This is a genomic window from Burkholderia sp. Ac-20345, assembly GCF_017104825.1.
GTDB classification, from domain to species: domain Bacteria; phylum Pseudomonadota; class Gammaproteobacteria; order Burkholderiales; family Burkholderiaceae; genus Burkholderia; species Burkholderia lata_B.
Genome location: NZ_JAAGPO010000145.1, coordinates 1 through 20232, shown reverse-complemented (window position 1 = coordinate 20232; position 20232 = coordinate 1). Strand labels below are relative to the sequence as shown.

The 20232-nt window shown below is 68.0% G+C and carries 20 protein-coding genes; 12 read left to right on the top strand and 8 right to left on the bottom strand.

Features of this window, described 5'->3' with window-relative positions; translation table 11 throughout:
- Nucleotides 1–15 precede the first annotated feature (15 nt).
- Nucleotides 16–348: a hypothetical protein gene (locus tag G3O06_RS34165; RefSeq protein WP_205818845.1), complete on the top strand. Its 333-nt coding sequence runs from the start codon at nucleotides 16–18 to the stop codon at nucleotides 346–348.
- Nucleotides 349–496: 148 nt separating this feature from the next.
- Entirely contained in the window at nucleotides 497–1549 is a 1053-nt protein-coding gene (locus tag G3O06_RS34160) for a helix-turn-helix domain-containing protein (RefSeq protein WP_174969628.1), read from the top strand.
- 45 nt (nucleotides 1550–1594) lie between these two features.
- Here G3O06_RS34160 and G3O06_RS34155 read toward each other — a convergent pair whose 3' ends face one another.
- Nucleotides 1595–3007 carry a 3-deoxy-D-arabino-heptulosonate 7-phosphate synthase gene (locus G3O06_RS34155; RefSeq protein WP_205818844.1) on the bottom strand — a complete coding sequence of 471 codons (1413 nt, stop codon included), beginning with the start codon at nucleotides 3005–3007 and terminating at the stop codon, nucleotides 1595–1597.
- A 149-nt stretch (nucleotides 3008–3156) separates the two neighbouring features.
- On the bottom strand, nucleotides 3157–4095 hold the full coding sequence (locus tag G3O06_RS34150) for a LysR family transcriptional regulator (RefSeq protein ID WP_174969630.1): 939 nt from the start codon (nucleotides 4093–4095) through the stop codon (nucleotides 3157–3159).
- Nucleotides 4096–4298: 203 nt separating this feature from the next.
- On the opposite strand from G3O06_RS34150, the gene G3O06_RS34145 reads away from it, so the two are divergent.
- From G3O06_RS34145 to G3O06_RS34135, 3 genes are all read left to right on the top strand, one after another.
- Nucleotides 4299–5624 carry a cation:dicarboxylase symporter family transporter gene (locus G3O06_RS34145; protein WP_205818843.1) on the top strand — a complete coding sequence of 442 codons (1326 nt, stop codon included), beginning with the start codon at nucleotides 4299–4301 and terminating at the stop codon, nucleotides 5622–5624.
- A 55-nt stretch (nucleotides 5625–5679) separates the two neighbouring features.
- Entirely contained in the window at nucleotides 5680–6954 is a 1275-nt protein-coding gene (locus G3O06_RS34140; RefSeq protein WP_205818842.1) for an aminotransferase class V-fold PLP-dependent enzyme, read from the top strand.
- A 193-nt stretch (nucleotides 6955–7147) separates the two neighbouring features.
- On the top strand, nucleotides 7148–8053 hold the full coding sequence (locus tag G3O06_RS34135; RefSeq protein WP_205818841.1) for an EamA family transporter: 906 nt from the start codon (nucleotides 7148–7150) through the stop codon (nucleotides 8051–8053).
- Nucleotides 8054–8084: 31 nt separating this feature from the next.
- Here G3O06_RS34135 and G3O06_RS34130 read toward each other — a convergent pair whose 3' ends face one another.
- From G3O06_RS34130 to G3O06_RS34115, 4 genes are read right to left on the bottom strand one after another with little or no spacing between them, the layout of a single operon-like run.
- Complete coding sequence (locus G3O06_RS34130) at nucleotides 8085–9299, bottom strand: pyridoxal phosphate-dependent aminotransferase (RefSeq protein ID WP_205818840.1); 1215 nt, start codon at nucleotides 9297–9299, stop codon at nucleotides 8085–8087.
- A complete protein-coding gene (locus G3O06_RS34125; protein ID WP_205818839.1) occupies nucleotides 9296–9946 on the bottom strand; it encodes a dimethylmenaquinone methyltransferase in 651 nt (216 codons plus the stop codon). The genes G3O06_RS34130 and G3O06_RS34125 overlap by 4 nt, the downstream gene beginning before the upstream one ends.
- The gene (locus G3O06_RS34120; protein ID WP_205818838.1) at nucleotides 9943–10608 is read right to left on the bottom strand and encodes an RraA family protein; all 666 of its coding nucleotides are present in this window, start codon (nucleotides 10606–10608) and stop codon (nucleotides 9943–9945) included. Before G3O06_RS34120 ends, G3O06_RS34125 begins: the two co-directional genes overlap by 4 nt.
- A complete protein-coding gene (locus G3O06_RS34115; protein ID WP_205818837.1) occupies nucleotides 10605–11270 on the bottom strand; it encodes an RraA family protein in 666 nt (221 codons plus the stop codon). Before G3O06_RS34115 ends, G3O06_RS34120 begins: the two co-directional genes overlap by 4 nt.
- Nucleotides 11271–11371: 101 nt before the next feature.
- Between G3O06_RS34115 and G3O06_RS34110 the strand changes: the two genes are divergently transcribed.
- Nucleotides 11372–12325 carry a LysR family transcriptional regulator gene (locus G3O06_RS34110; protein ID WP_205818836.1) on the top strand — a complete coding sequence of 318 codons (954 nt, stop codon included), beginning with the start codon at nucleotides 11372–11374 and terminating at the stop codon, nucleotides 12323–12325.
- On the opposite strand, the gene G3O06_RS34105 is transcribed toward G3O06_RS34110, so the two are convergent.
- Entirely contained in the window at nucleotides 12322–13131 is an 810-nt protein-coding gene (locus G3O06_RS34105) for an alpha/beta fold hydrolase (RefSeq protein ID WP_205818835.1), read from the bottom strand. The genes G3O06_RS34110 and G3O06_RS34105 overlap by 4 nt on opposite strands.
- 260 nt (nucleotides 13132–13391) lie before the next feature.
- Nucleotides 13392–14153, bottom strand: a complete 762-nt coding sequence (locus G3O06_RS34100) for a fumarylacetoacetate hydrolase family protein (protein WP_205818834.1) — start codon at nucleotides 14151–14153, stop codon at nucleotides 13392–13394.
- Between the two features lie 361 nt (nucleotides 14154–14514).
- Here G3O06_RS34100 and G3O06_RS34095 point away from each other — a divergent pair, with 361 nt between their 5' ends.
- The 6 genes from G3O06_RS34095 to G3O06_RS34070 form a co-directional block, all read left to right on the top strand.
- Nucleotides 14515–15750, top strand: coding sequence for an ABC transporter substrate-binding protein (locus G3O06_RS34095; protein WP_205818833.1), 1236 nt, complete (start codon nucleotides 14515–14517; stop codon nucleotides 15748–15750).
- Nucleotides 15751–15820: 70 nt separating this feature from the next.
- Nucleotides 15821–16690, top strand: coding sequence for a sugar ABC transporter permease (locus G3O06_RS34090; protein ID WP_011349624.1), 870 nt, complete (start codon nucleotides 15821–15823; stop codon nucleotides 16688–16690).
- The gene (locus G3O06_RS34085) at nucleotides 16687–17589 is read left to right on the top strand and encodes a carbohydrate ABC transporter permease (protein WP_205818832.1); all 903 of its coding nucleotides are present in this window, start codon (nucleotides 16687–16689) and stop codon (nucleotides 17587–17589) included. Before G3O06_RS34090 ends, G3O06_RS34085 begins: the two co-directional genes overlap by 4 nt.
- Nucleotides 17590–17593: 4 nt before the next feature.
- A complete protein-coding gene (locus G3O06_RS34080) occupies nucleotides 17594–18379 on the top strand; it encodes an SDR family oxidoreductase (RefSeq protein ID WP_205818831.1) in 786 nt (261 codons plus the stop codon).
- Nucleotides 18376–19521 carry a galactonate dehydratase gene (dgoD, locus tag G3O06_RS34075; RefSeq protein ID WP_205818830.1) on the top strand — a complete coding sequence of 382 codons (1146 nt, stop codon included), beginning with the start codon at nucleotides 18376–18378 and terminating at the stop codon, nucleotides 19519–19521. Before G3O06_RS34080 ends, dgoD begins: the two co-directional genes overlap by 4 nt.
- Nucleotides 19522–19552: 31 nt before the next feature.
- Nucleotides 19553–20232: ATP-binding cassette domain-containing protein (locus tag G3O06_RS34070; protein ID WP_205818829.1), on the top strand; the 680-nt coding region annotated here is incomplete at its 3' end.

Here is a 20232-nt window from a genome sequence, read left to right as displayed (position 1 = left end):
TTCGAAGGAGAAGCCATGAAGAGGATTTTGCAGTGCAGCGTCACCTTGCGGACTGCGTTGGGCGCGGCGACCGCCGGCCTCGTGTTGTCCGCGTGCGGTTCGACGCAGATGAACATGATCGACGTGCAGGCGTCGACCGCGAAGACGCTCGGCCTTGCGTCGTCGGACGAGATCACGGTCGCCAACGTGCAGTACGGGAAGAAGGACGGCCTGGGCGGCCAGAAGGTGAGTTACGACGCGACGACCGGCAAGGGGCGGCGTTTCGGCTGTACGGTGTTCATGATTCCGGGGCTCACGCCGATCGATCGGCCGACGTACAACAACTGGGAATGCCATCCGCAACGCTGATGGCCGCGAGATCGACGGCGCCCGTCGCGGGGCGCCGGTCGGCCGCTTCGGTGGACGATATGCCGCGCCGGCCTTGCGCCGGCGCAATTTGGTCCGATAATCGACGAACCGATCTATCCTCTCGTGTCGGCTCGATAAAAAAACTGTCATGGATCAAGCGGCATTCGTCCCTGTTTTCAAGTTTCGCACGATCGATTACCCCGAGCAGGACCGGTTCCACGTCTGGGTCAAGGACATGCTGTGCGACTACCGTCTGGATGACGACGGTGGCCACGGCGCGTTCGACGCGGAAGCGAGCGGCGCGGCGCTCGGCCCGCTGATCCTGTCGGGCCGGCACTGGCACTCGCGCGCGCCGGCCTATCGGGTCAACCGGACCACGCGGCGGATCCGGCTCGACGGCCAGGATTCGATCCGTTTCACGCTGCTGCTCGGCGGGCGGCTGGCCAGCCACACCGGCGGGCCCGAACTGATCAAGGGTGCCGGCGACCTGTTCGTCTACGACGTCGCGCAGATCAACGACTGCAGGGTCGAGGCCGGCGACGTGATCAGTCTCGTCGTGCCGAGGTACCTGCTGCCGAGCCATGCGGCGCAGGCGCACGGCCAGACGCTGACGAGCGGCGTGGGGCGGCTGCTCGGCGACCACATGCTGTCGCTGTTCCGCAACCTGCCGAATCTGCGCACGCACGAGATCCCGAGCATCGTGCAATCGATGCTGCTGCTGCTGGCCGCGGCCGTTTCACCGACCGCGCAGGCGCTGCACGACGCACGTGGCCCGATCGACGGGGCGCTGGCCGAGCGGGTGCGGCGCTACATCGACGTGCATCTGCTGGAGCCCGATCTCGATCCCGACCGGATCTGCCGCGACATCGGCGTGTCGAGAGCGCGGCTCTATCAACTGTTCAAGGAAGACGGCGGCGTGATGCGGCAGATCACGCGGCGGCGGCTGCGCCACGCGTACCACGTGCTGGGCGACCCGCAGCGCCGGCATCAGCGCATCGCGGAGATCGCGTGGGCGCACGGCTTTCCCGACGAGAAGTATTTCCACCGGCTGTTCAAGGCGGAGTTCGGCCATACGCCGAAGGAAACCCTCGAGTGCGCGACCGCGCCGGTTCTGCTGCCATGCGATGCGGCCGAGGATCGATGGGCGGATGGCGGCCGGTTGACAGGGTGGACGTTGCCGTTCGGCGTGCTCACCAACTGAGCGGGCGGTGCTTTCAGGCCGCCGCACGGCGGCTCGTTTCGAGCGTCACGCGTATACGCTGCTCGCCACCCCGTCTTCATCGACATCGTCGATCGCGGCCCGCAAGTCGTCGATCGCCACCATCAGCTCGCGGACCTGCCGCAACGACGGGTACTGGTGCAGCACGGCATGCCATTGCGGCAGCGTGAGCAGCGCGTGCCAGACGACACCCAGGCCGCCCGGGTCGGCATCCGGCCGCTGCGCGAGCGCGCTCGCGTATTCGAGGCTGGCCTGCGCCGACAGCAGCTGCATCCGGCTGGCGGCGCCCAGCAGGCGCGGCGTCGCGTCGGCAGACGCATCGCAGCAATAGAGCACTTCCCGTGGCAGCGCCGCTTCGTCGGTCGTCAGCGCCCGCAGCGATGCGCCGTGCACGCGCACCGTGCCCTGGTGCGTCTCGAACGCATAGATCGTGTCCGGGTCGGCCTGCGCGAGCAGGGTCAGGCCGCGCAGCAGCCGCGGCAGATCGGTCGTCGCGGCATCCGCGGACGCTTTCGCTTCGACGAGGAAGCGTACGTTCCATGCGGGCGCCGGGTCGTCGCCGCGCGTGCGTTCGAGCAGGATCGCGTCCCATTCGGTTTTCGCGCGATCGTGCCGGCCCGGTATCGATGACGGCACGCGCATCGACGTCACCACGCGGTACGTGCGGCGTGCGTCGACGGCGTCGAGCCTGCTGGCCAGCGCGTCGAGCGCCTGTGCGGCCAGCGCTTCGACGGCCGCCCCGCGCTGCTGCGATGCGACGCCCTGCGCGACGGCAACGGTGCTGCCCTCGAGCGGACCCTGGCGGACCCAGAGCGCGCGATAGCGACGCACGTGCTCGTCCGATGCCAGTGCGCCGACACGCAGCATGCGTTCGAGCGCGGGGCTGTCTTTCAGCTTGACGATGTCCTGCTCGAACGCGGCGTCGGTCGCCATGTCGGGCAGCGCGAGCAGGTGTCGCAGCGTGTCGTGCAGCTCGGCCCACGACGCGGCGGTGGCGGCCGCATGCAGCCGCGCGAGCCCGTCGCGTTGCCATGGGCGGGCGCTGCGCTCGAGCTTGGCCGGGTGCGCGATCGCGTTGACGGCCGAGTGCAGCGCGCGACGGTCCTGCTCGGCGTGCGCCGACAACGACGCGTATTCGCGCACGCTCGGCGCATCGTGCCGCAGCACCGCGGCCTGAAAGGCGGGATCGCCGGCGTGCGTATCCATCGCATCGCGGATCATCTGCGCGAGGGCGTCGATGAAGCGCTGCCGCAGTGCCGCGTCGGGCGTCTGTCCGTCGCTTCGCATCGTGCGCGCTTCCTCGATCACGGTCGCAAGCGTGGCGGCCGGGTTCGCGGCGTCGGCCGGCGACAGCGCGCTGTCGAGCGGCGGCAGCCGGTAGCGGCGCGCGACGGTGCGCAGGGTTTCGTCGAGCAGGGCGGGAAGCGGTGTCAGCGACATGTTCGATATCGGCGTGAAAGCGGTGTGCGCGCCCGGCGGGGCGGGCCCGTGCGCGGGTGATGTGCAACGTTATCACGCCGGGGCCGGCGGGATGGGGCGAGCGGTTGACGGCGCCACGGGGTTCGGGACATCCGGATGCCGACCGTCGCCTACGACTTGCGTGTGCCCGGCGGCGGATGCTCGCCGGGATCCAGCAGGTTCGCGTTGAAGTTGCACGACTGCGCGGCGAGCCGTGCGATCTCGGCATTGAGCGAATGCGGCCGGTTGGCGCGGTGCAACGCGACGTAGCGAACGGGGGGCAGCGCGGGGCGCGTCTGCATGATCTCGAGCGCGCCGCACGCGACCATGCGCGACAGGCAGGCCGTCGGCAGGTAGGTGACACCCAGCCCCGACAGCGCGAGCCCGATCTGCGCGATCAGGCTGTTGCTGGCCAGGGTGCGCTGCATGCCGACCCCGTGCTCCTGGAGAAAGCGCGTGTACAGATGGCCGGTGCCCGACAGGCCGCCTTGCAGGATCAGCGGGAACTGCGCGATGTCCGCAAGCGGGATGGCCGTTTTCCGCTTCGGTGCGAATCCGGCCGCGCACATCCACGCGTTGTCGACCTCGCCGACCGATGTCGACTCGAACGGCTCGGTGGCATGGATCTGCGGCACGACGATCAGGTCGATCGTATCGGCCGCCAGGCGCTCGCGCAGCGTCGCGTTGAGGTCCACTTCGGCTTCCACGTGCACTTTCGGATAGGCAGCCTGAACGGCCGCGATCAGGCGCGGCAGCCACGTGAGCGCGGTGAGTTCCGTCACGCCGATCCGGACCTGCCGCACCAGCACTTCCTTCGAACTGATGCGCTCGACGATCTGGTCGCGGCGTTCGAGCAATTCCTTCGCATGGTCGAAGAGCTCCGCCCCCTTGTCGGTGAGCCTCGCGCTGCGATGCGCGCGGTCGAACACGGTCAGGTCGAACGCGCGCTCGAGTTCCTGGATGCGCTTCGATACCGCCGACTGCGTCGTATTCAGCCGGTTCGCCGCTGCTTCGAACGAGCCGAGCTGCACGATCCAGTACAACGCCTCCATCTGCTTGAAGGTCAGCATCGCGTCCGCCGATAGATGAATAAAAGCGATAGTTTGACATATAAAAAAATCGCTTTTTTCGCTTATTTAGGCTGCTTAAGGTGTCGATGTCGTGTCGCCCGGCGTGTCCCGCGCGGCCCGAACCGGCCGGCAATCCCGCGCCGGCATGCGCGCCGCACGGTGCGCCACGATCAATCGCATGGACCCCGGTTATGGAGACAGACATGGACACCGTCATTGAACACCCGCCGGCCGAGCCCGCCGCGCGCAAGCCGCGCGTCGGGCTGGCGTGGCAGATCGTCATCGGCCTCGTCGCGGGCATCGCGGCCGGACTCGTACTGAACCGCTTCCCGCAGCTGCGCGACGCGGCGGTGTCCGGGTTCCTGCAGCCGGCAGGCGACATCTTCATCAAGCTGATCCGGATGATCGTCGTGCCGATCGTGTTCACGAGCATGGTGATCGGCATCGCGGGCGTCGGCGACGGCAAGTCGCTCGGCCGCATCGGCCTGAAGACGCTGGTCTACTTCGAGGCGGTGACCACCGTCGCGATCGTGCTCGGTCTCGTGATCGGCAACGTACTGCAGCCCGGTATTGGCACCGACCTGTCGCAGCTCGGGCATGCGGACCTGTCGCACTACCAGCAGGCGGCGCAGCAGGCGCAGGCCCATCACGGGCTGATGGCGCTCGTGCTCGGCGTGATTCCGGACAACATCGTCGCGTCGATGGCGAAGGGCGACCTGCTGCCGGTGATCTTCTTTTCGCTGCTGTTCGGGCTCGGGCTGCAATCGGTGCCGGACGAATACCGGGCGCCGGTCCTCGCGACGCTGAAAGGGATTGCCGATGCGATGTTCAAGGTCACGAACATGGTCATGCACTACGCGCCGATCGGGGTGTGTGCATTGATCGCGGTGACGGTCGCGAGCTTCGGCTTCGGTTCGCTGTTGCCGCTGCTGAAGCTGGTCGCCGTGACCTACCTCGCGATCCTGCTGTTCGCGCTCGGCGTGCTCGGCGCCGTCGCGCGGATGTGCGGGTTCCGGATCTTCACGCTGCTGCGCGTGATCAAGGACGAGCTGATCATCGCGTTCTCGACCTGCAGCTCGGCGACGGTGCTGCCGCAACTGATGAAGAAGATGGAGGACTACGGTGTGCCGAAGAGCATCACGACGTTCGTGGTGCCGACGGGTTACACGTTCAATCTCGACGGCGCGTCGATCTATCTCGGGATCGGCACGCTGTTCGTCGCGCAGCTGTACGGCGTGCATCTGGGCTGGCAGGAGCAGGTCGTGCTGACGCTGACGATGGTCGTCACGTCGAAAGGCGCGGCAGGCGTACCGGGTTTCATGTTCGTGATCCTGCTCGCCACGCTGGCGAGCGCGGGGCTGCCGCTCGAGGGGCTGGCCTTCATCGCCGGAGTCGATCGCGTGATGGACATGGGACGCACCGCACTGAACGTGATCGGCAATGCGCTCGCGCCGCTCGTCATTGCGAAGTGGGAAGGCCGGTACGACGCGGAAAAGGGCCGCGCGTATCTCGCGTCGCTCGACGCGTGACCCTGGCCGCACGACACCGACCGACAACCTCAAGAACCAAACAGGAGCATCGCAGATGAGCAGTATCCGTGGAGCCTTTTTTCCCGACGCGCTGATGCGCGAAATCCGGTCGCGCTTTCATCACATCGACCGTGACATCGACGGGCGCGAACGCCTGTTTTTCGACAACGCCGGCGGGTCGTTCCGGCTGAAGGCGGCACTCGATGCGTATGCGCGTGTCGATGCGCTGCCCGACTGCCCGGAGCGCATTCACGAACGCGCGCTCGACCTGCAGGCGATCCAGGCGCGCGGCGAGGACGACGTTCGCACGATCCTCAACGCGCAGGGCGGCTCGATCTACGCATCGCTGACGGCATCCGGCGCGATGTTCGACATGGTGCGGGCGATCATGGAGAACGTGCCGGGCACGAATGCGGTCACGACCGTGCTCGAGCATCCGTCGTCCCATGACGCGATGACGTACTACGCGGAGCGCACCGGCAAGACGTTGCGCATCGCGCCGAGCAATCCGCGAACCGGCGGCGTGGACGTCGACGCGATCGTGTCGCTCGTCGACGCGGATACGGCGCTGCTCAGCGTGATGGCCGCGTCGAACATTTCCGGTGCGAAACTCGATATCGAAGCGATCGTTGCACGGGCACGCGAGAAGAAGCCGGATCTGTTCATCGTCGTCGATGCCGTCCAGCATGCGCCGCACGGCCTGATCGACCTGCGGGCAACGCCGGTCGACGGCATCAATTTCGCCCCTTACAAGTTCTTCGGCTGCCGCGGCTCCGGGATCTCGTGGCTGTCGCCGCGCGCGGCGTCGCTGCCGCATCACCGACTCGCGGCGAAAGCGTCGGGCGTGTGGGAACTCGGCAGCCCGGCGCCCGCGCAATTCGCGGTCGTCACGGCGATCGTCGATTACGTCACATGGATCGGCGCGTACTTCAGCGATTCGGACGATCGGCGCACGCTGTTCGCCGAAGGCATGCACCGGATCGAACTGCACGAACGGGCGTTGCTGGCGGCGCTGCTCGACGGTCACGGCGGCCGGCGGGGGCTCAGGACGATGGACGGCGTTCGCGTGTTCTGGGACCACGACGCGTTCGAGATGCGTGATTTGATCGTCGGCATCGGGTTCGAGAATCTCGACGCGACGCAGGCGGTACGCGAGTACGAGCGGCGCGGCGTGATCGTCTACGAGCGGGTCGCGTCGAGCCTGTATTCAGGGCGGATGCTGAAATCATTCAATCTCGACGGCGCGGTGCGCGTGTCGCCGCTTCATTGCCAGACGGGTGAAGAGATCGAGCGGTTTCTTGCGGTTACGGAGGCGATGGCGGCGCGTTGATGGTGGATGGGTGGATGCGGGGTGTCGGGTAGTGTCGTTGGCGCGGCGGGTCGGGCACCACCCATATTTCGCATCACACTGAAGCGTTTGCGTGTCGGCCAACCGCATCATCCGCTCACGCGGTCCGTGCCCGACGAGTCGATCCCGACCCGTCACGGATCGCGAACGCGAACACTCCGACATGCAGCCCGTCATGCCCCGCAACCCACCCGCCGTCACGGATCTGCTCCTGCTCCTCGCGCTCTCGACGTTATGGGGCGCGTCCTACACGTTCATCCGGATCGGCGTCGCGACGATTCCGCCGCTGACGCTGATTGCCGCGCGGACCTTGATCGCCGGCTCGGTGCTGCTGCTGTGGATGCGCATCCGCCGCATTCCGATGCCGCGCGATCTCGCGGTCTGGCGGCGCTTCTTCGTGCAGGCGCTGTTGAACAGCGTCGTGCCGTTCACGCTGATCGCGTGGGCCGAGCGCTCGGTCGAAGCCGGTCTCGCGACGATCCTCAATTCCGCGTCGCCCGTCCTCGCATTCGTCGGCACCTGGCTGATTACCCGCCATGAACCGCTGACGCCGCGGAAGCTGTTCGGCGTCGTCGCGGGGCTCGTCGGCATCTCGCTGGTGGTCGGCGTAAGCGCGTTCGAAGGACTCGGACGGCAGCTCGTGCCGCAACTGGCGATTGTCGCGGCGACCGTCTGCTACGCGGGCGCCGCGATCTACGGGCGGGCCTTCGGCGGACTGTCGCCTGCGGCGCCGGCCGCAGGCTCGCTGATCGTCGGCGCGCTCGTGCTGGTACCAGCCAGCATCGTCGTCGATCGCCCGTGGACGCTTCATCCGTCGCCGCAATCGCTGATGGCGTTGGCGGCGCTCGCGGTGTTTTCGACCGCACTCGCGCTCGTCATCTACTTCCGGCTCGTCCAGACGCTCGGGTCGGTCGGCACGACGGCGCAAGCCTATCTGCGCGTGCCGATCGGCGTCGGCATCGGCATGGCGCTGCTCGGGGAGTCGCTGTCGGCATCGGCGTGGGTGGGACTCGGATGCGTCGTTGCCGGGGTGGCCGCGATGACGTTGCCGTCGCGGACGGCCCGGAAGGAGCGCGCGTGACGCGTCCCGACCCCGCCGCCCATCCGAGGGATCACCGGCACCCGTGCGCGAACCGCTCGATCGCGTCGCATGCCGTCGCGAGCGATGCGGTGTCCAGCGCATACGCGATGCGCAAATACCCGTCGAGCCCGAATGCGCTGCCCGGCACGATCGCGACGCCGGCTTCATCGAGCAGCGCCATCGCTATCGCGTCGTCGGAGTCGAGCGCCGTACCGGCCGGCGACATCGTGCCGATCAATGCTTCGCACGACGCGAACGCATAGAACGCGCCCTGCGGCGTCGGGCAATGCATGCCGCGCACCGCATCGAGCCGCGCGACGACCAGGTCGCGACGGGCCTCGAAGACGCCGCGCGCATGCGCGATATGATCCTGCGGCCCGGTCAGCGCCGCGAGTGCCGCATGCTGCGAGATCGAACATGCGCCTGATGTCTGCTGGCCCTGCAGCGTTTCCATCGCGTCGATCAGCCAGCGCGGGCCAGTGCCGTACCCGATCCGCCATCCCGTCATCGCATAGGCCTTCGATACGCCGTTCATCGTCAGCGTTCGCGGCCGCAGGCGCGGCTCGACCTGAGCAATCGTGCGAAACGCCAGGCCGTCGAACACGAGGTGCTCGTAGATGTCGTCGGACAGCACGAGCACGTCGGGATGGGCGAGCAGGACGTCGGCCAGTGCGCGCAACTCGTTTTCAGAGTAGACCGCGCCGGTCGGATTCGACGGCGAATTCAGCACGAGCCAACGCGTGCGCGACGTGATGGCCTGCGCGAGCGCGTCCGGCGTGAGCTTGAAGCCGCTCCCGGCCCCGCAGCGTACGGCAACGGGCGTGCCGCCGCACAGCAGGACCATCTCCGGATAGCTGACCCAGTACGGTGCCGGCACGACGACTTCGTCGCCGTCGTTCAAGGTTGCCGAAAATGCGTTGAAGATCACCTGCTTGCCGCCGCTGCACACGATCGTGTCCTGCCAGTCGACCTCGAGACCGTTCTCGCGGGCGAATTTTCCTGCGATGGCCTCGCGCAGCGTGCGCAGTCCGGCTACCTGCGTGTAGCGCGTGTGGCCCGCGCGAATCGCGTCGATGGCGGCCGTGCGGACCGGTTCGGGTGTGTCGAAGTCGGGTTCGCCCGCGCTGAGCGAAACGACCGCGTGCCCGGCCGCGCGGCGCGCGGCAACGCGGTCCATGATCCGGTAGGTCGCCGACGGCAGCGCGGTGGCCAGGCGAGCGTTCAGCCGAGAAATCGATTGCGTCATGACGCGGTTCTCCAGTGTTCGAGATTCATCAGTTCGAGCGTGGTCGCGCCTTCAGCGAGCCGGCGCATCATGGCGGCCTCCTTGTCCGCGCGCGCCTCGCCGTTCGCGACGATCTGCGTGACACGGGCGGCCGGCAGGATCACGACACCGTCGTCGTCGCCGACGACGAGGTCGCCGGGCGCGACCGGCGCGCCCGAGAAATGCAGCGCGATGCCGACCGACGGTGCGCTGGCCTTGACCGTGCCGCGCACCGACACGCCGCACGTGAACACCGGGAACCGCCGTGCGCGCAGGGCCGCGACGTCGCGGACGCCGCCGTTGATCACGAGCCCCGCGAGGCCGGCCGCCTGCGCGGCGACGGTCAATACTTCGCCCCAGTAGCCGGCGAGGAAGGCGCCCGTGTCAACGACGAGCACGCTGCCGCGCGGTGCGCGTTCGAGCGCGATGTGGATCGCGAGGTTGTCGCCGGGCGAGCACGCGACGGGATAGGCCGGCGCGGCGACGAAGGCGCCGGGCCATAGCGTCCGGACTTGCGGATCGACCGCGCACGGCAGCCCGGACGCTTCGAACAGCGTCGCGGTGCCGAGCGTCCGTGCGCGGGCGTGGAGCGCGGCGATGCCGTCGGCGGACAGGTGGGGCGCGCTCATCGATCCCTCCGCTGCAACGTGTGATAGCCGAGCGCCGCGCGCGCGTCGGCGAGCGTCGCGCCGGCGGCGATCCGGTCGCGAATGTGCTGTTCGACGGCCTCGATCCCACGTGCGATATCGGCAACTTCACGCACGCGTGCGCGTGGCACGACGACCACGCCGTTTGCGTCGGCCACGACGATGTCGCGGCTGCAGACGCGCGCGGTGCCGATCGACACGGGTGCATTGACCGCTTCGACCTGCACGCGGTCCTTGCCGGTTCGCATGAAGCGGCCTTTGGTGAACAGCGGATACCGGTCGGCGAGCGCACGGGCGACGTCGCGGCAGACGCCGTCGATCACGGTGCCCGCGATACCGCGCAGGCCCGCGTACTGCGTCATGATGTCTCCCCAGACGGTACAGTCGGTGCGACCGTCGTTGTCGATCACGACGACGTCGCCGGCGCCGACCTCGTCGACGAAATCGCCGACCGTGCCGGGCGGCGTGCCGGCCGTCGCGTACCGCACGGTGAATGCCGGCCCGATGACGACCTGCGCCGGATCGGCGAGCGGCATCACGCCGACGCATTGGCCGGCGATGCCGAGCGTATCGAGCGCGTCGGACACCGCGGGTGTGTCGAGCCCTGCCAGCAATGCGACGAGCGTTTGATCGTCGGTGCTCATGCGCGTTCCTCCCGGATGGCTTCGAATGCCGTGTCGTGCATCACGTCGGCGACGGAGCGTCCGCCGCGCACCGCGTGCACCATCCCGTCCTGGCGGCGCGCGATGCGCTCCGCGTATGCGAGTACGTCGTCGATTCTCGCGGCCGGCACGAACACGGTGCCGCAACGGTCGGCAATCACATAGTCATCCTGACTGACGATCACGCCGGCCATCGTCACGGGGTCGCCCGCTGCAACCTGGACGACGCGATTGCGTGCACTGACCATCGTGACGCCGCGGCCGTAGACGGGGTAGCCGATCGCTTCGCTGCCTTCGATGTCGCGGCTCATGCCGTCGATCACCGAGCCGCGGATGCGGCGGACCTGCGCGGCGTTCGCGAGGATGTCGCCCCAGCACGAGATGCCGTCGAGGCCGCCCGCGATCACGAGAATCCGGTCGTCGGCGTCGATCGCGGCGACGACGGGCGTAATCAGGTGCGCAGTCGGCGCGTCGCCGGTTTTCGCGGCGAGCTGCACGGTGCTCGCACGGCCGACGATTTTCGGGCACGCCCAGAGCGGGCGCAGGCCGACCGTCGCACCGGGCAGCGCGAGGAAGTCCAGCGCGTCCGATATGGTGTTCGTATCGAAACGCGCGAGACGGTCGAGTAGGGATGATTCGGGCATGGTGGGCTCCGTCTGCATGTCGAATCCGCACTATCGGCGCTCGCGTTCGATATGTATATTCCGAATTCAGGATTCAATTGATACGTCGAGGCTATCGAACCATGGTCAACTTTCGTTTGATTCGGCACCTGTGGCTGTTTCTCGCGGTGGCAGAGGAGGGGCATTTCGGACGGGCCGCGAAACGTTTGAACATGTCGCAACCGCCGCTGACCGAGCAGATCCAGGTGCTCGAGCAGGCGCTGAAGGTGCGGTTGTTCGAGCGCTCGCGGCGCGGTGCGCAACTGACGCCGGTCGGCGCGGCGATCCTGCCCGCGGTGCGCAAGTTCGTCGAACAGGTCGAGCGTCTGGAGCTCGCGGTGCGTGAGGCGGTGGACGGGCACAGCGGCGTGCTGACGATCGGTGCGATCACGTCCGCGATGGTGGACGTGCTGCCGCCGGTCATCGCGCGATTGAAGGCCGAGTATCCGAAGTTGACGGTATCGGTACGGGAAATCGACAGCGTCGAGGCCGTGCCGGCGCTGGAGGCCGGCGACGTCGATCTCGCGCTCGCGCGGCTGGAGGGTGGACTGGGCGATGCGATCGCGCTGGAGCCGCTACGGCAGGACCGTCTGGTCGCCGCGCTGCCGGATGGGCATCCGCTTGCGAAGCGCGCACGAATTCCGCTGGCCGATCTCGCGGACGAAAACTTCGTGATGTTCGCGCGGCAAGTGAGCCCCGTTCACTTCGACAGTCTGGTCGCGGCGTGCCGGACGAACGGTTTTTCGCCGCGCATCGTGCATCAGGTGCGCTCCGTGGCGTCGCAGGTCGCGTTCGTCGCGTGCGGGCAGGGCGTCGCGCTCGTGCCGGCATCGCTCGAAAAGCTCGCGCCCGAGAACGTCGCGTTCCGGCCGCTCAGGGAAGGCGTCAGCGTCGTCACCACGGCCGTCGCGTGGAATACGACGCGCGACAACCCGCTCGTCGCGGCGGTCGTCGACATGTTGAAGCACCCGCGGAAAAAAGGCGGCGGCGCGCGCGTGGGCGGCGCGCCGGATCCGACGGGAACGGCGCGGGCCTAGGCGGCTTCGGCCGACGCGATGAATGAGGCGATCCGTTGCCACATCTCGGCCGGATTCGAATACATCGGGAAATGGCCCGACTGGCGGATGCGGGCCAGCGCGACGCCAGCGTCCTGCAGGCGCGGCAGGTACGACAGCGTTGCATTCTGGTCGCCGTACATGAACATCCGGCGGCACGGCAGGCCGAGGAACTTCGTCATCAGCCCGCCGTGGTCGGACAGTTCGACCATCGACGTAAAGATGCCGCGCACCGCGGCGGCGCGTACCTTGTGCCGCAGGCTCGCGGCATACAGCGCACTTGAATGGAACGGCGCATGCCACGCACGTTCGATGAACGCGTCGAGGAACGTATCGGGATCGTCGGCCGGGTAGTCGACGATCTGTCGGCTCAGGAAGCAGTCCTCGGGCGCCACGTTGCCTTCGATGTCGATGAAGCTCAGGACGCGCTCGCGCAGCACGTGCGCGAGCAGCAGCGCGGTCAGCCCGCCCATCGAATGGCCGACGAGGTGGAACCGCTCGATGCGATGGTGGTCGAGCACCGCGTGTGCGGTCTCGACGAGCAGCGGGATCGAGACGGCCGACAGGTCGTCGCAGGCGGTGGCGCCGCAACCGGGCGCGTCGTACGCGATGAACGGGCGGCCGTCGAATGCCGGGTAGCGCGCGATGTCGACGTAGTCTTCCTTCGTCGAACCGAATCCGTGCAGGAACACGATCGGGGCGGCATCGCCCGCGCGGCGCGCGAGCGACAGGTCGACGCGGACGTCGCGGATGCGAAGCGGCAGGCGTTCTTTCAGGACTTCAGGCATGAGGGATCCGGGCACGATGGCGGGTTGTCGCCGCAGAGGTTGCGGCCAACACCAGTGTCGTGCCCGGCGCTCGCCCGGTAAATTCCGAAGGACGGATCGTTTCGATATGCCGCGGCTATCGGACGGTACCGTACGCGGCGTGCGTCGTCACGCCGGAATCACGGCGTCGCGCGCGAGCGGGCGAGTGGGCGAGTGGGCAAGTGGGCGAGTGGGAACGGGAGCAGCGCGCGGGCATCATGTCCACATGCCGCCCGCACGCATCACGCCGTCAACGTCACCGACAGGCTGCCGAGTTCGCCGAAGCGCACCGTCAGCGCATCGCCGAGCGGCACGTCGATCGCGCCCGCGTACGAACCGGTCGTCACGATCTGCCCGGCGCGCACGGCGTCGCCGCGCGAGGCGAGGAAATTGACGAGCCACACCAGCGGCTTCAGCGGATCGCCGTCCGGATGGCGGCCGTCGATCGCGCGGTTCAGCGCGCCTTCGAACGACAGCGCCAGCGTCTCGAGCGGCACGTTCAGCCCGTCGGGTACGACCGGGCCGACGCACAGCCCCTGGTTGAATTGACCGTCGGCCAGCAGCTCGAACTTCGACGCGCGCGTGGGCTCCGCATAGCGGCAACCGAGCACTTCGAGCACGATGCGCACTTCGCGGATCGCGTCGCGCACGTCCTGTTCGTCGTACGGCTGTTCGCGCGCGGGCAGGTCGCGATCGAGCACGAACGCGATTTCCGGTTCGATCCGCACGATCGGGCCGCCGACGACGCGGTACGGCGCATCGGCCTCGCGGATCGTCGACGTGAAGATCGGCGCGAGGATCACGCGGTCGGGCGGCGGCAGCGCACATTTCCATCCGCCGACGGGTTCGCCGAGCAGGTCGGCCACACGCTGCTGGATTGCCAGTGCAGTCTCGACGTTCTCGGGACGCAGCGCATCGGGCAGCAGCGGGCCGGGCGAGCCGGCATGGCGGGCGGCGACGAGATGCTGGGCGGCGCCGTCCACGCGTTCGGTAGTCGTTGTCATGTCGGTTGAGCGAGTTGAAAGTGGGCCGGCAAATAAGGGCCGGACGAGAGTCGCACATTCGATGATAGCGCCTTCGGCACGATGACCGCTCGATCCGGTTGCGAACGGGCGGTTCGCAACCGCTGCGACACGCCCCCGGGATATCCCCTAGACGATCGGTTCGCCCCGGCGCTTGCACGCCGGGCAGGTTGTGCGACACAATAGGGAAAGCGCTTTCCCAAATGAATCGGACGACGGGGAAACGCGGGATTCCTGCGCGACGGATCGCGGCTGCATGCATGCCGCACGCCATTGGCCGTGCACCACTGGCCGTACCCCAATGGCCGTGCGCAACGATTCAACAACAACGTGGAGACAGCAGATGTTCAACAGGCTTCGGGCGGCAACTTTCGCAGTCCTTTCAGTGCTGGCGGCGCAGGTGTGCGCCGCGCCGGTCACGCTTGACGTGACGGGCTGGAAGGGCGGCGGTGCCGAGCCCGCCAACATGGCGGCGCTGATCGCAAAGTTCGAGAAGGAAAACCCCGACATCAAGGTCAAGTTCGAATACATGTCGCGCAACGACACGACGACGGTCGTGTCGTCGCGGCTGCAGGGCGGCAACGGGCCCGACGTGCTGATGATCGACCGCGAGCTGATGCGGCAGTGGCAGGGCGCACATCAACTGCTGGACCTGAGCGGCGAGAAGTGGGCACCGACGATCTGGCGCGGCGTGCGCAACCACACGCAGATCGGCGGGAAGACCTACATGCTGCCGATGGAGCTGGTCGGCATCGGCCTGTTCGCGAACCTCGACCTGTTCAAGCGCGCGGGCATCGCGACGGTGCCGACCGATGTCGACCAGCTGAAGGCCGCGTGCGGGAAGCTGGCGGCGGCCGGCATCACGCCGATGCTGCTGCCCGCGAAGGAAGGCTGGGCGCCCGCCGCGCTCGTGATCGCGTCCGGGCTGGCAGCCGGCGGCGGTGACGCGGATGCACGTGCCGAATCGTTCGTCGGCGCGGGCAGCGCGCGCTTCGCGGCCGATCCGTCGTTCAAGCAGTCGATGGCCGCGCTGAAAGTGCTGGCGGACGCGAAGTGCTTCGTGCCGCGCCTGAACAATGGCGTGAGCGCATGGAGCACGGGGCTCACCGAGTTCCAGGCCGGCCGCGTCGCGATGATGCCGCAGGGCGCATGGAACATCGCGAAGTTCAGCGCGACGAAGGGCCTGTCGTTCCAGTTCGCGCCGCTGCCGGCGCTCGTGCCCGGCAACGGGCCCGTCGCGCTCGACATGCTCGGCACCGCGTGGGCGATCAATGCGGCGTCGCACCAGACCGACGCCGCGAAGAAGTGGCTCGCGTTCTGGGCGCGCCCCGACAACGACCGCCAGTTCCTCGACGCGGAAGCCGGGTTCAGCCCGTTCGAGGGCGGCACCGACGCGATGCCGCCGCAGGCGCAGACGTATGCGGCCGCGCAGAAGAACGGGCACGTCGTGCTGTATCCGAAGGGCGTGTGGACCGGCACGCTGTTCACGGCGATCTGGAATTCGATGTCCGCGTATTTCCTCGACATCGGGCAGGACCCGGCGAAGCTGCTGGCCCGTTGGGATGCGGCCGCGCGATGAACGGCCTGTCCGCTGACATTTCCGGTGCCGCGCGATCTCGCGCGGCGCGGTTCGACGAAGGAGGCGCGTGATGAAGCGCAACCGGACCTTGCTGTGGTGCGCCGTTCCGGCGCTTGCGCTGTACGCGCTGCTGAGCCTGTATCCGCTGTTCAAGGCCGCGCGGATGAGCCTGACGGATTTCTCCGGCGTGGGCGATGCGCACTGGATCGGGCTCGCGAACTACGCGGCGGCGTTTCGCGATCCCGCGAGCCTGCATACGCTCGTCGTCACGTTCGCGTACGCGGCGATCGTCGTGATCGTGCAGAACGGGCTCGGGCTGCTGTTCGCGGCGCTGCTGTTCTCGCTGCCGCGGCTGCGCGGCGCGTTGCGCGTCGGGCTGCTGGTGCCGAGCATGTTCTCGGCGGTGATCGCCGGGTTCGTGTGGGAGTACCTGTACTCGCCGCTCGGCGGCGGCATCAACGAATTGCTGCATCTCGTGCATCTCGACGCGCTGCAGCAGGTGTGGCTCGGCGATCCGTCGGTCACGCTGCCGGCCGTCACGGCCGTGCACGTGTGGATGTACGTCGGCTATTCGACGGCGATCTTCCTGGCCGGCTACCTGAACATCCCGTCGGAACTGCACGACGCGGCGAAGCTCGACGGCGCGAACGCGTGGGTGCGCTTCACGCGCATCGACCTGCCGCTGCTCGCGCCGGCGTTCACCGTGAACATCACGCTGAGCACGATCGGCACGCTGAAAACCTTCGAACTGCCGCTCGTGCTGACCAACGGCGGGCCGGACGGCGCGACGACCACGCTCGGGCTGCAGATCTTCCACAGCCTGTTCAACGACTACAAGTTCGGCTTCGCGAGCGCGCTGTCGATGATCATGCTCGCGATCGTCGTGGTGGTCGCCACCACGCAGAACACGATCCTGCGCCGCCGGGAGGACAACCTGTGAACGTCATCCGCCAACGCTTTCATGCGGACCATCCGTCCGCCGGCACGTCGGGCGGCGGGCTGCGCACCGGCGCACTCCTGCGCCGTGTGCCAGGGTTCGCACGGCTCGTCGCCGCGATCGCGATCGTCGCGATCGTGCTGCTGCCGACGATCTACATGGTGCTGATGTCGCTGCGCACCGGCGACGACATCATCGCGCGCCCGCTCGGGCTGCCCGATCACGTGTTCTTCGGCAACTACGCGGCCGTGTTCACGCAGATGAACTACTGGCGCAGCGTCGCGAACACGATCGGCATCACGGTCGCGGTCACGTTCCTCGTCGCGCTGCTGTCGTCGCTCGCGGCCTATCCGCTGGCACGCGTGAAGGGCCGGCTGTCGAACGCGGTCTACATCGTGCTGACGCTCGGCCTGACGATCCCGATGTTCGTCAGCTTGACGCCGCTGTACGTGCTGTTCCGCGACCTGCACCTGCTCAACACGTACCTCGGCGTCGTGCTCGCGTACACCGTGCAGAGCCTGCCGCTCGGCGTGTTCTTCTACACGAGCTTCCTGAAGCGGATTCCGCTCGAACTGGAAGAGGCCGCGGTGATGGACGGCTGCAGCCCGCTGCAGGTGTACTGGTATATCGTGCTGCCGCTGCTGCGGCCGATCACCGGCACGCTCGCGATGTTCGTCACGCTGTCGGTGTGGAACGACCTCGTCTATCCGCTGCTGTTCCTGACCGACTCGTCGAAGTTCACGATCACGGTCGCGGTGTTCCGCTTCATCGGCACCAACGACATCGATCCGACCAAGCTGTTCCCGGCAGCCGTGATGGGCACGCTGCCGCTGCTCGTGCTGTTCTTCCTGCTCCAGCGCAGGATCGTCGCGGGCATCACGGCCGGCGCGGTCAAGGGGTGAAATCATGAATCCATTCGAATCGCTCGACGGCCGCGTGGTCGTCGTCACCGGCGGCGGCGACGGCATCGGCCTCGGCATCGTCGAAGTGCTCGCGCAATGCGGCGTACAGGTCGTCATCGCGGAGAAGAACGCCGCGCGCGCCGACGTGGTACGCGAACGGCTCGGCGGGCGCGATGCACTGTTCGTCGAGACCGACGTCGCCGAGCCGGCGAGCGTCGCCGCGCTGTTCGAGCGCGTCGATGCGCATCACGGCCGGCTCGACGGGCTCGTGAACAACGCGGGCATCACGCTGCACGGCCCGTTCGACGCATTCTCGCTCGACGACTGCGACCGCCTGTACCGCACCAACCTGCGCTCGATGTTCCAGTGCGCGCAGCTCGCGGCGCCGCGCATCGCACGTGCGGGCGGCGGCGCGATCGTCAACATCGCGTCGAATCATGCGGGCGCGAGCGTGCCGGGCTTCGAGATGTACGCGGCGACCAAGGGCGGCATCGTCGCGATGTCGCGTGCGATGGCGACGAGCCTCGCGCCGCAGCGCATCCGCGTGAACACGCTGAGCCCCGGCTTCACGCTGAACGCGCCGATCGGCGCGGCACTCGAGCGCGATCCCGCGCTGCTCGACGCGTATCGCGCGCTGCATCCCGCGCAGCGCATCAACGAGCCGGCCGATATCGGCCGGATCGCCGCGTTCCTGCTGTCGGACGCGGCGGCCGGCATCGCCGGCGCGGATCTCGTCGCCGACAACGGCATGTCGGCGCTGCTGTTCAACCGGACCCGTTCCTCCACATGAAGATCACCGAAATCGAAACATTCGCGGTCGCACCGCGCTGGCAGTTCGTGAAGGTCAGCACCGACGAGGGCCTGGCCGGCTGGGGCGAGCCGATCGTCGAAGGGCGCGCGGCCACCACGGCCGCCGCCGTGCACGAACTCGCCGACTACCTGATCGGCCGCGATCCGCGCCACATCGAGGATTTGTTCCAGGTCATGTATCGCGGCGGCTTCTATCGCGGCGGCCCGATCCTGACGAGCGCGATCTCGGGCATCGAGCAGGCGCTGTGGGACATCAAGGCGCGCGCACTCGGCGTGCCCGTCTACGACCTGCTCGGCGGCCCCGTGCGCGACAAGGCGCGCGTCTATGCGCACGTGAAAGGCGACACACCCGAGGACATGGCCGCGAACGCACGGCAGCTCGTCGAGGCCGGCTATACCGCGCTGAAGATGGGCGTGGTCAACGCGACCGACTGGATCGAGTCGCCGGCGGCGATCGACCGCGCGGTCGCGCGCTTCGGCACGGTGCGCGACGCGATCGGCAAGGAGGTCGGGCTCGGCATCGATTTCCACGGCCGCGTTCGCCGCCCGGTCGCGAAGGCGCTCGCCAGGGCGCTCGCGCCGTTCGACCCGATGTTCTACGAGGAATTGCTGCTGCCCGAGCACAACGACGCGCTGCGCGAAGTTGCGCGCGACTGCGCGGTGCCGCTCGCGACTGGCGAGCGGCTGTTCACGCGCTGGCAGTTCAAGGAGCTGCTGCAGGAAGGTGTCGTCGACATCGTGCAGCCCGACGTGAGCCACACGGGCGGGATCTGGGAGCTGCGCAAGATCGCGGCGATGGCCGAGGCATACGACGTCGCGGTCGCGCCGCATTGCCCGCTGGGGCCCCTGACGCTCGCGGCGTCGCTGCAGATCGATTTCTGCACGCCGAACGCGTTCATCCAGGAGCAGTCGACCAATGTGGCTTATCACGACGACAACGCGATGTACGCGTACACGCGCGGCATCCCGTTCGCGTTCGATGCGGGCTACGTCGCGCGCCCGGATGCGCCGGGGCTTGGCGTCGAGATCGACGAGGAGAAGGTGAGGGAAGCCGCCGCGATCGGGCACCGCTGGCGCAACCCGGTGTGGCGTCGCGAGGACGGCTCGGTCGCCGAATGGTGAGCGGCAGCAACGGACGAGGAGAAAGGCAATCATGGCAAGTGTGTCGCTCAAGCAGATCCGCAAGCGCTACGACGACGGCGCGGACGTGATCAAGGACGTCAGCCTCGACATCGAGGATGGCGAATTCATGGTGTTCGTCGGCCCGTCGGGCTGCGGCAAGTCGACGATGTTGCGGATGCTGGCGGGGCTCGAGGAGATCACGTCGGGCGACTTGCTGATCGACGGCCGCCGCGTCAACGACGTGCCGGCCGCGAAGCGCGGGCTCGCGATGGTGTTCCAGAACTACGCGCTGTATCCGCACATGACGGTGTTCGAGAACATGGCGTTCGGGCTGAAGCTCGCAGGTGTCGACGCGGCCGAGACGCGCACGCGCGTCGGGCAGGCGGCCGAGGCGCTGCGGCTGTCGGCACTGCTCGACCGCAAGCCGAAGGCACTGTCGGGCGGCCAGCGGCAGCGCGTCGCGATCGGCCGCGCGATCGTGCGCAAGCCGGGCGTGTTCCTGTTCGACGAGCCGCTGTCGAACCTCGACGCGGCGCTGCGCGGCGGGATGCGGCTCGAACTTGCGCGGCTGCATCGCGAGCTGGGCAGCACGATGATCTACGTGACGCACGACCAGGTCGAGGCGATGACGCTCGGCGACCGGATCGCGGTGTTCAACGGCGGCCGCATCGAGCAGGTCGGCTCGCCGCTGGCGCTGTACGAGCAGCCGGA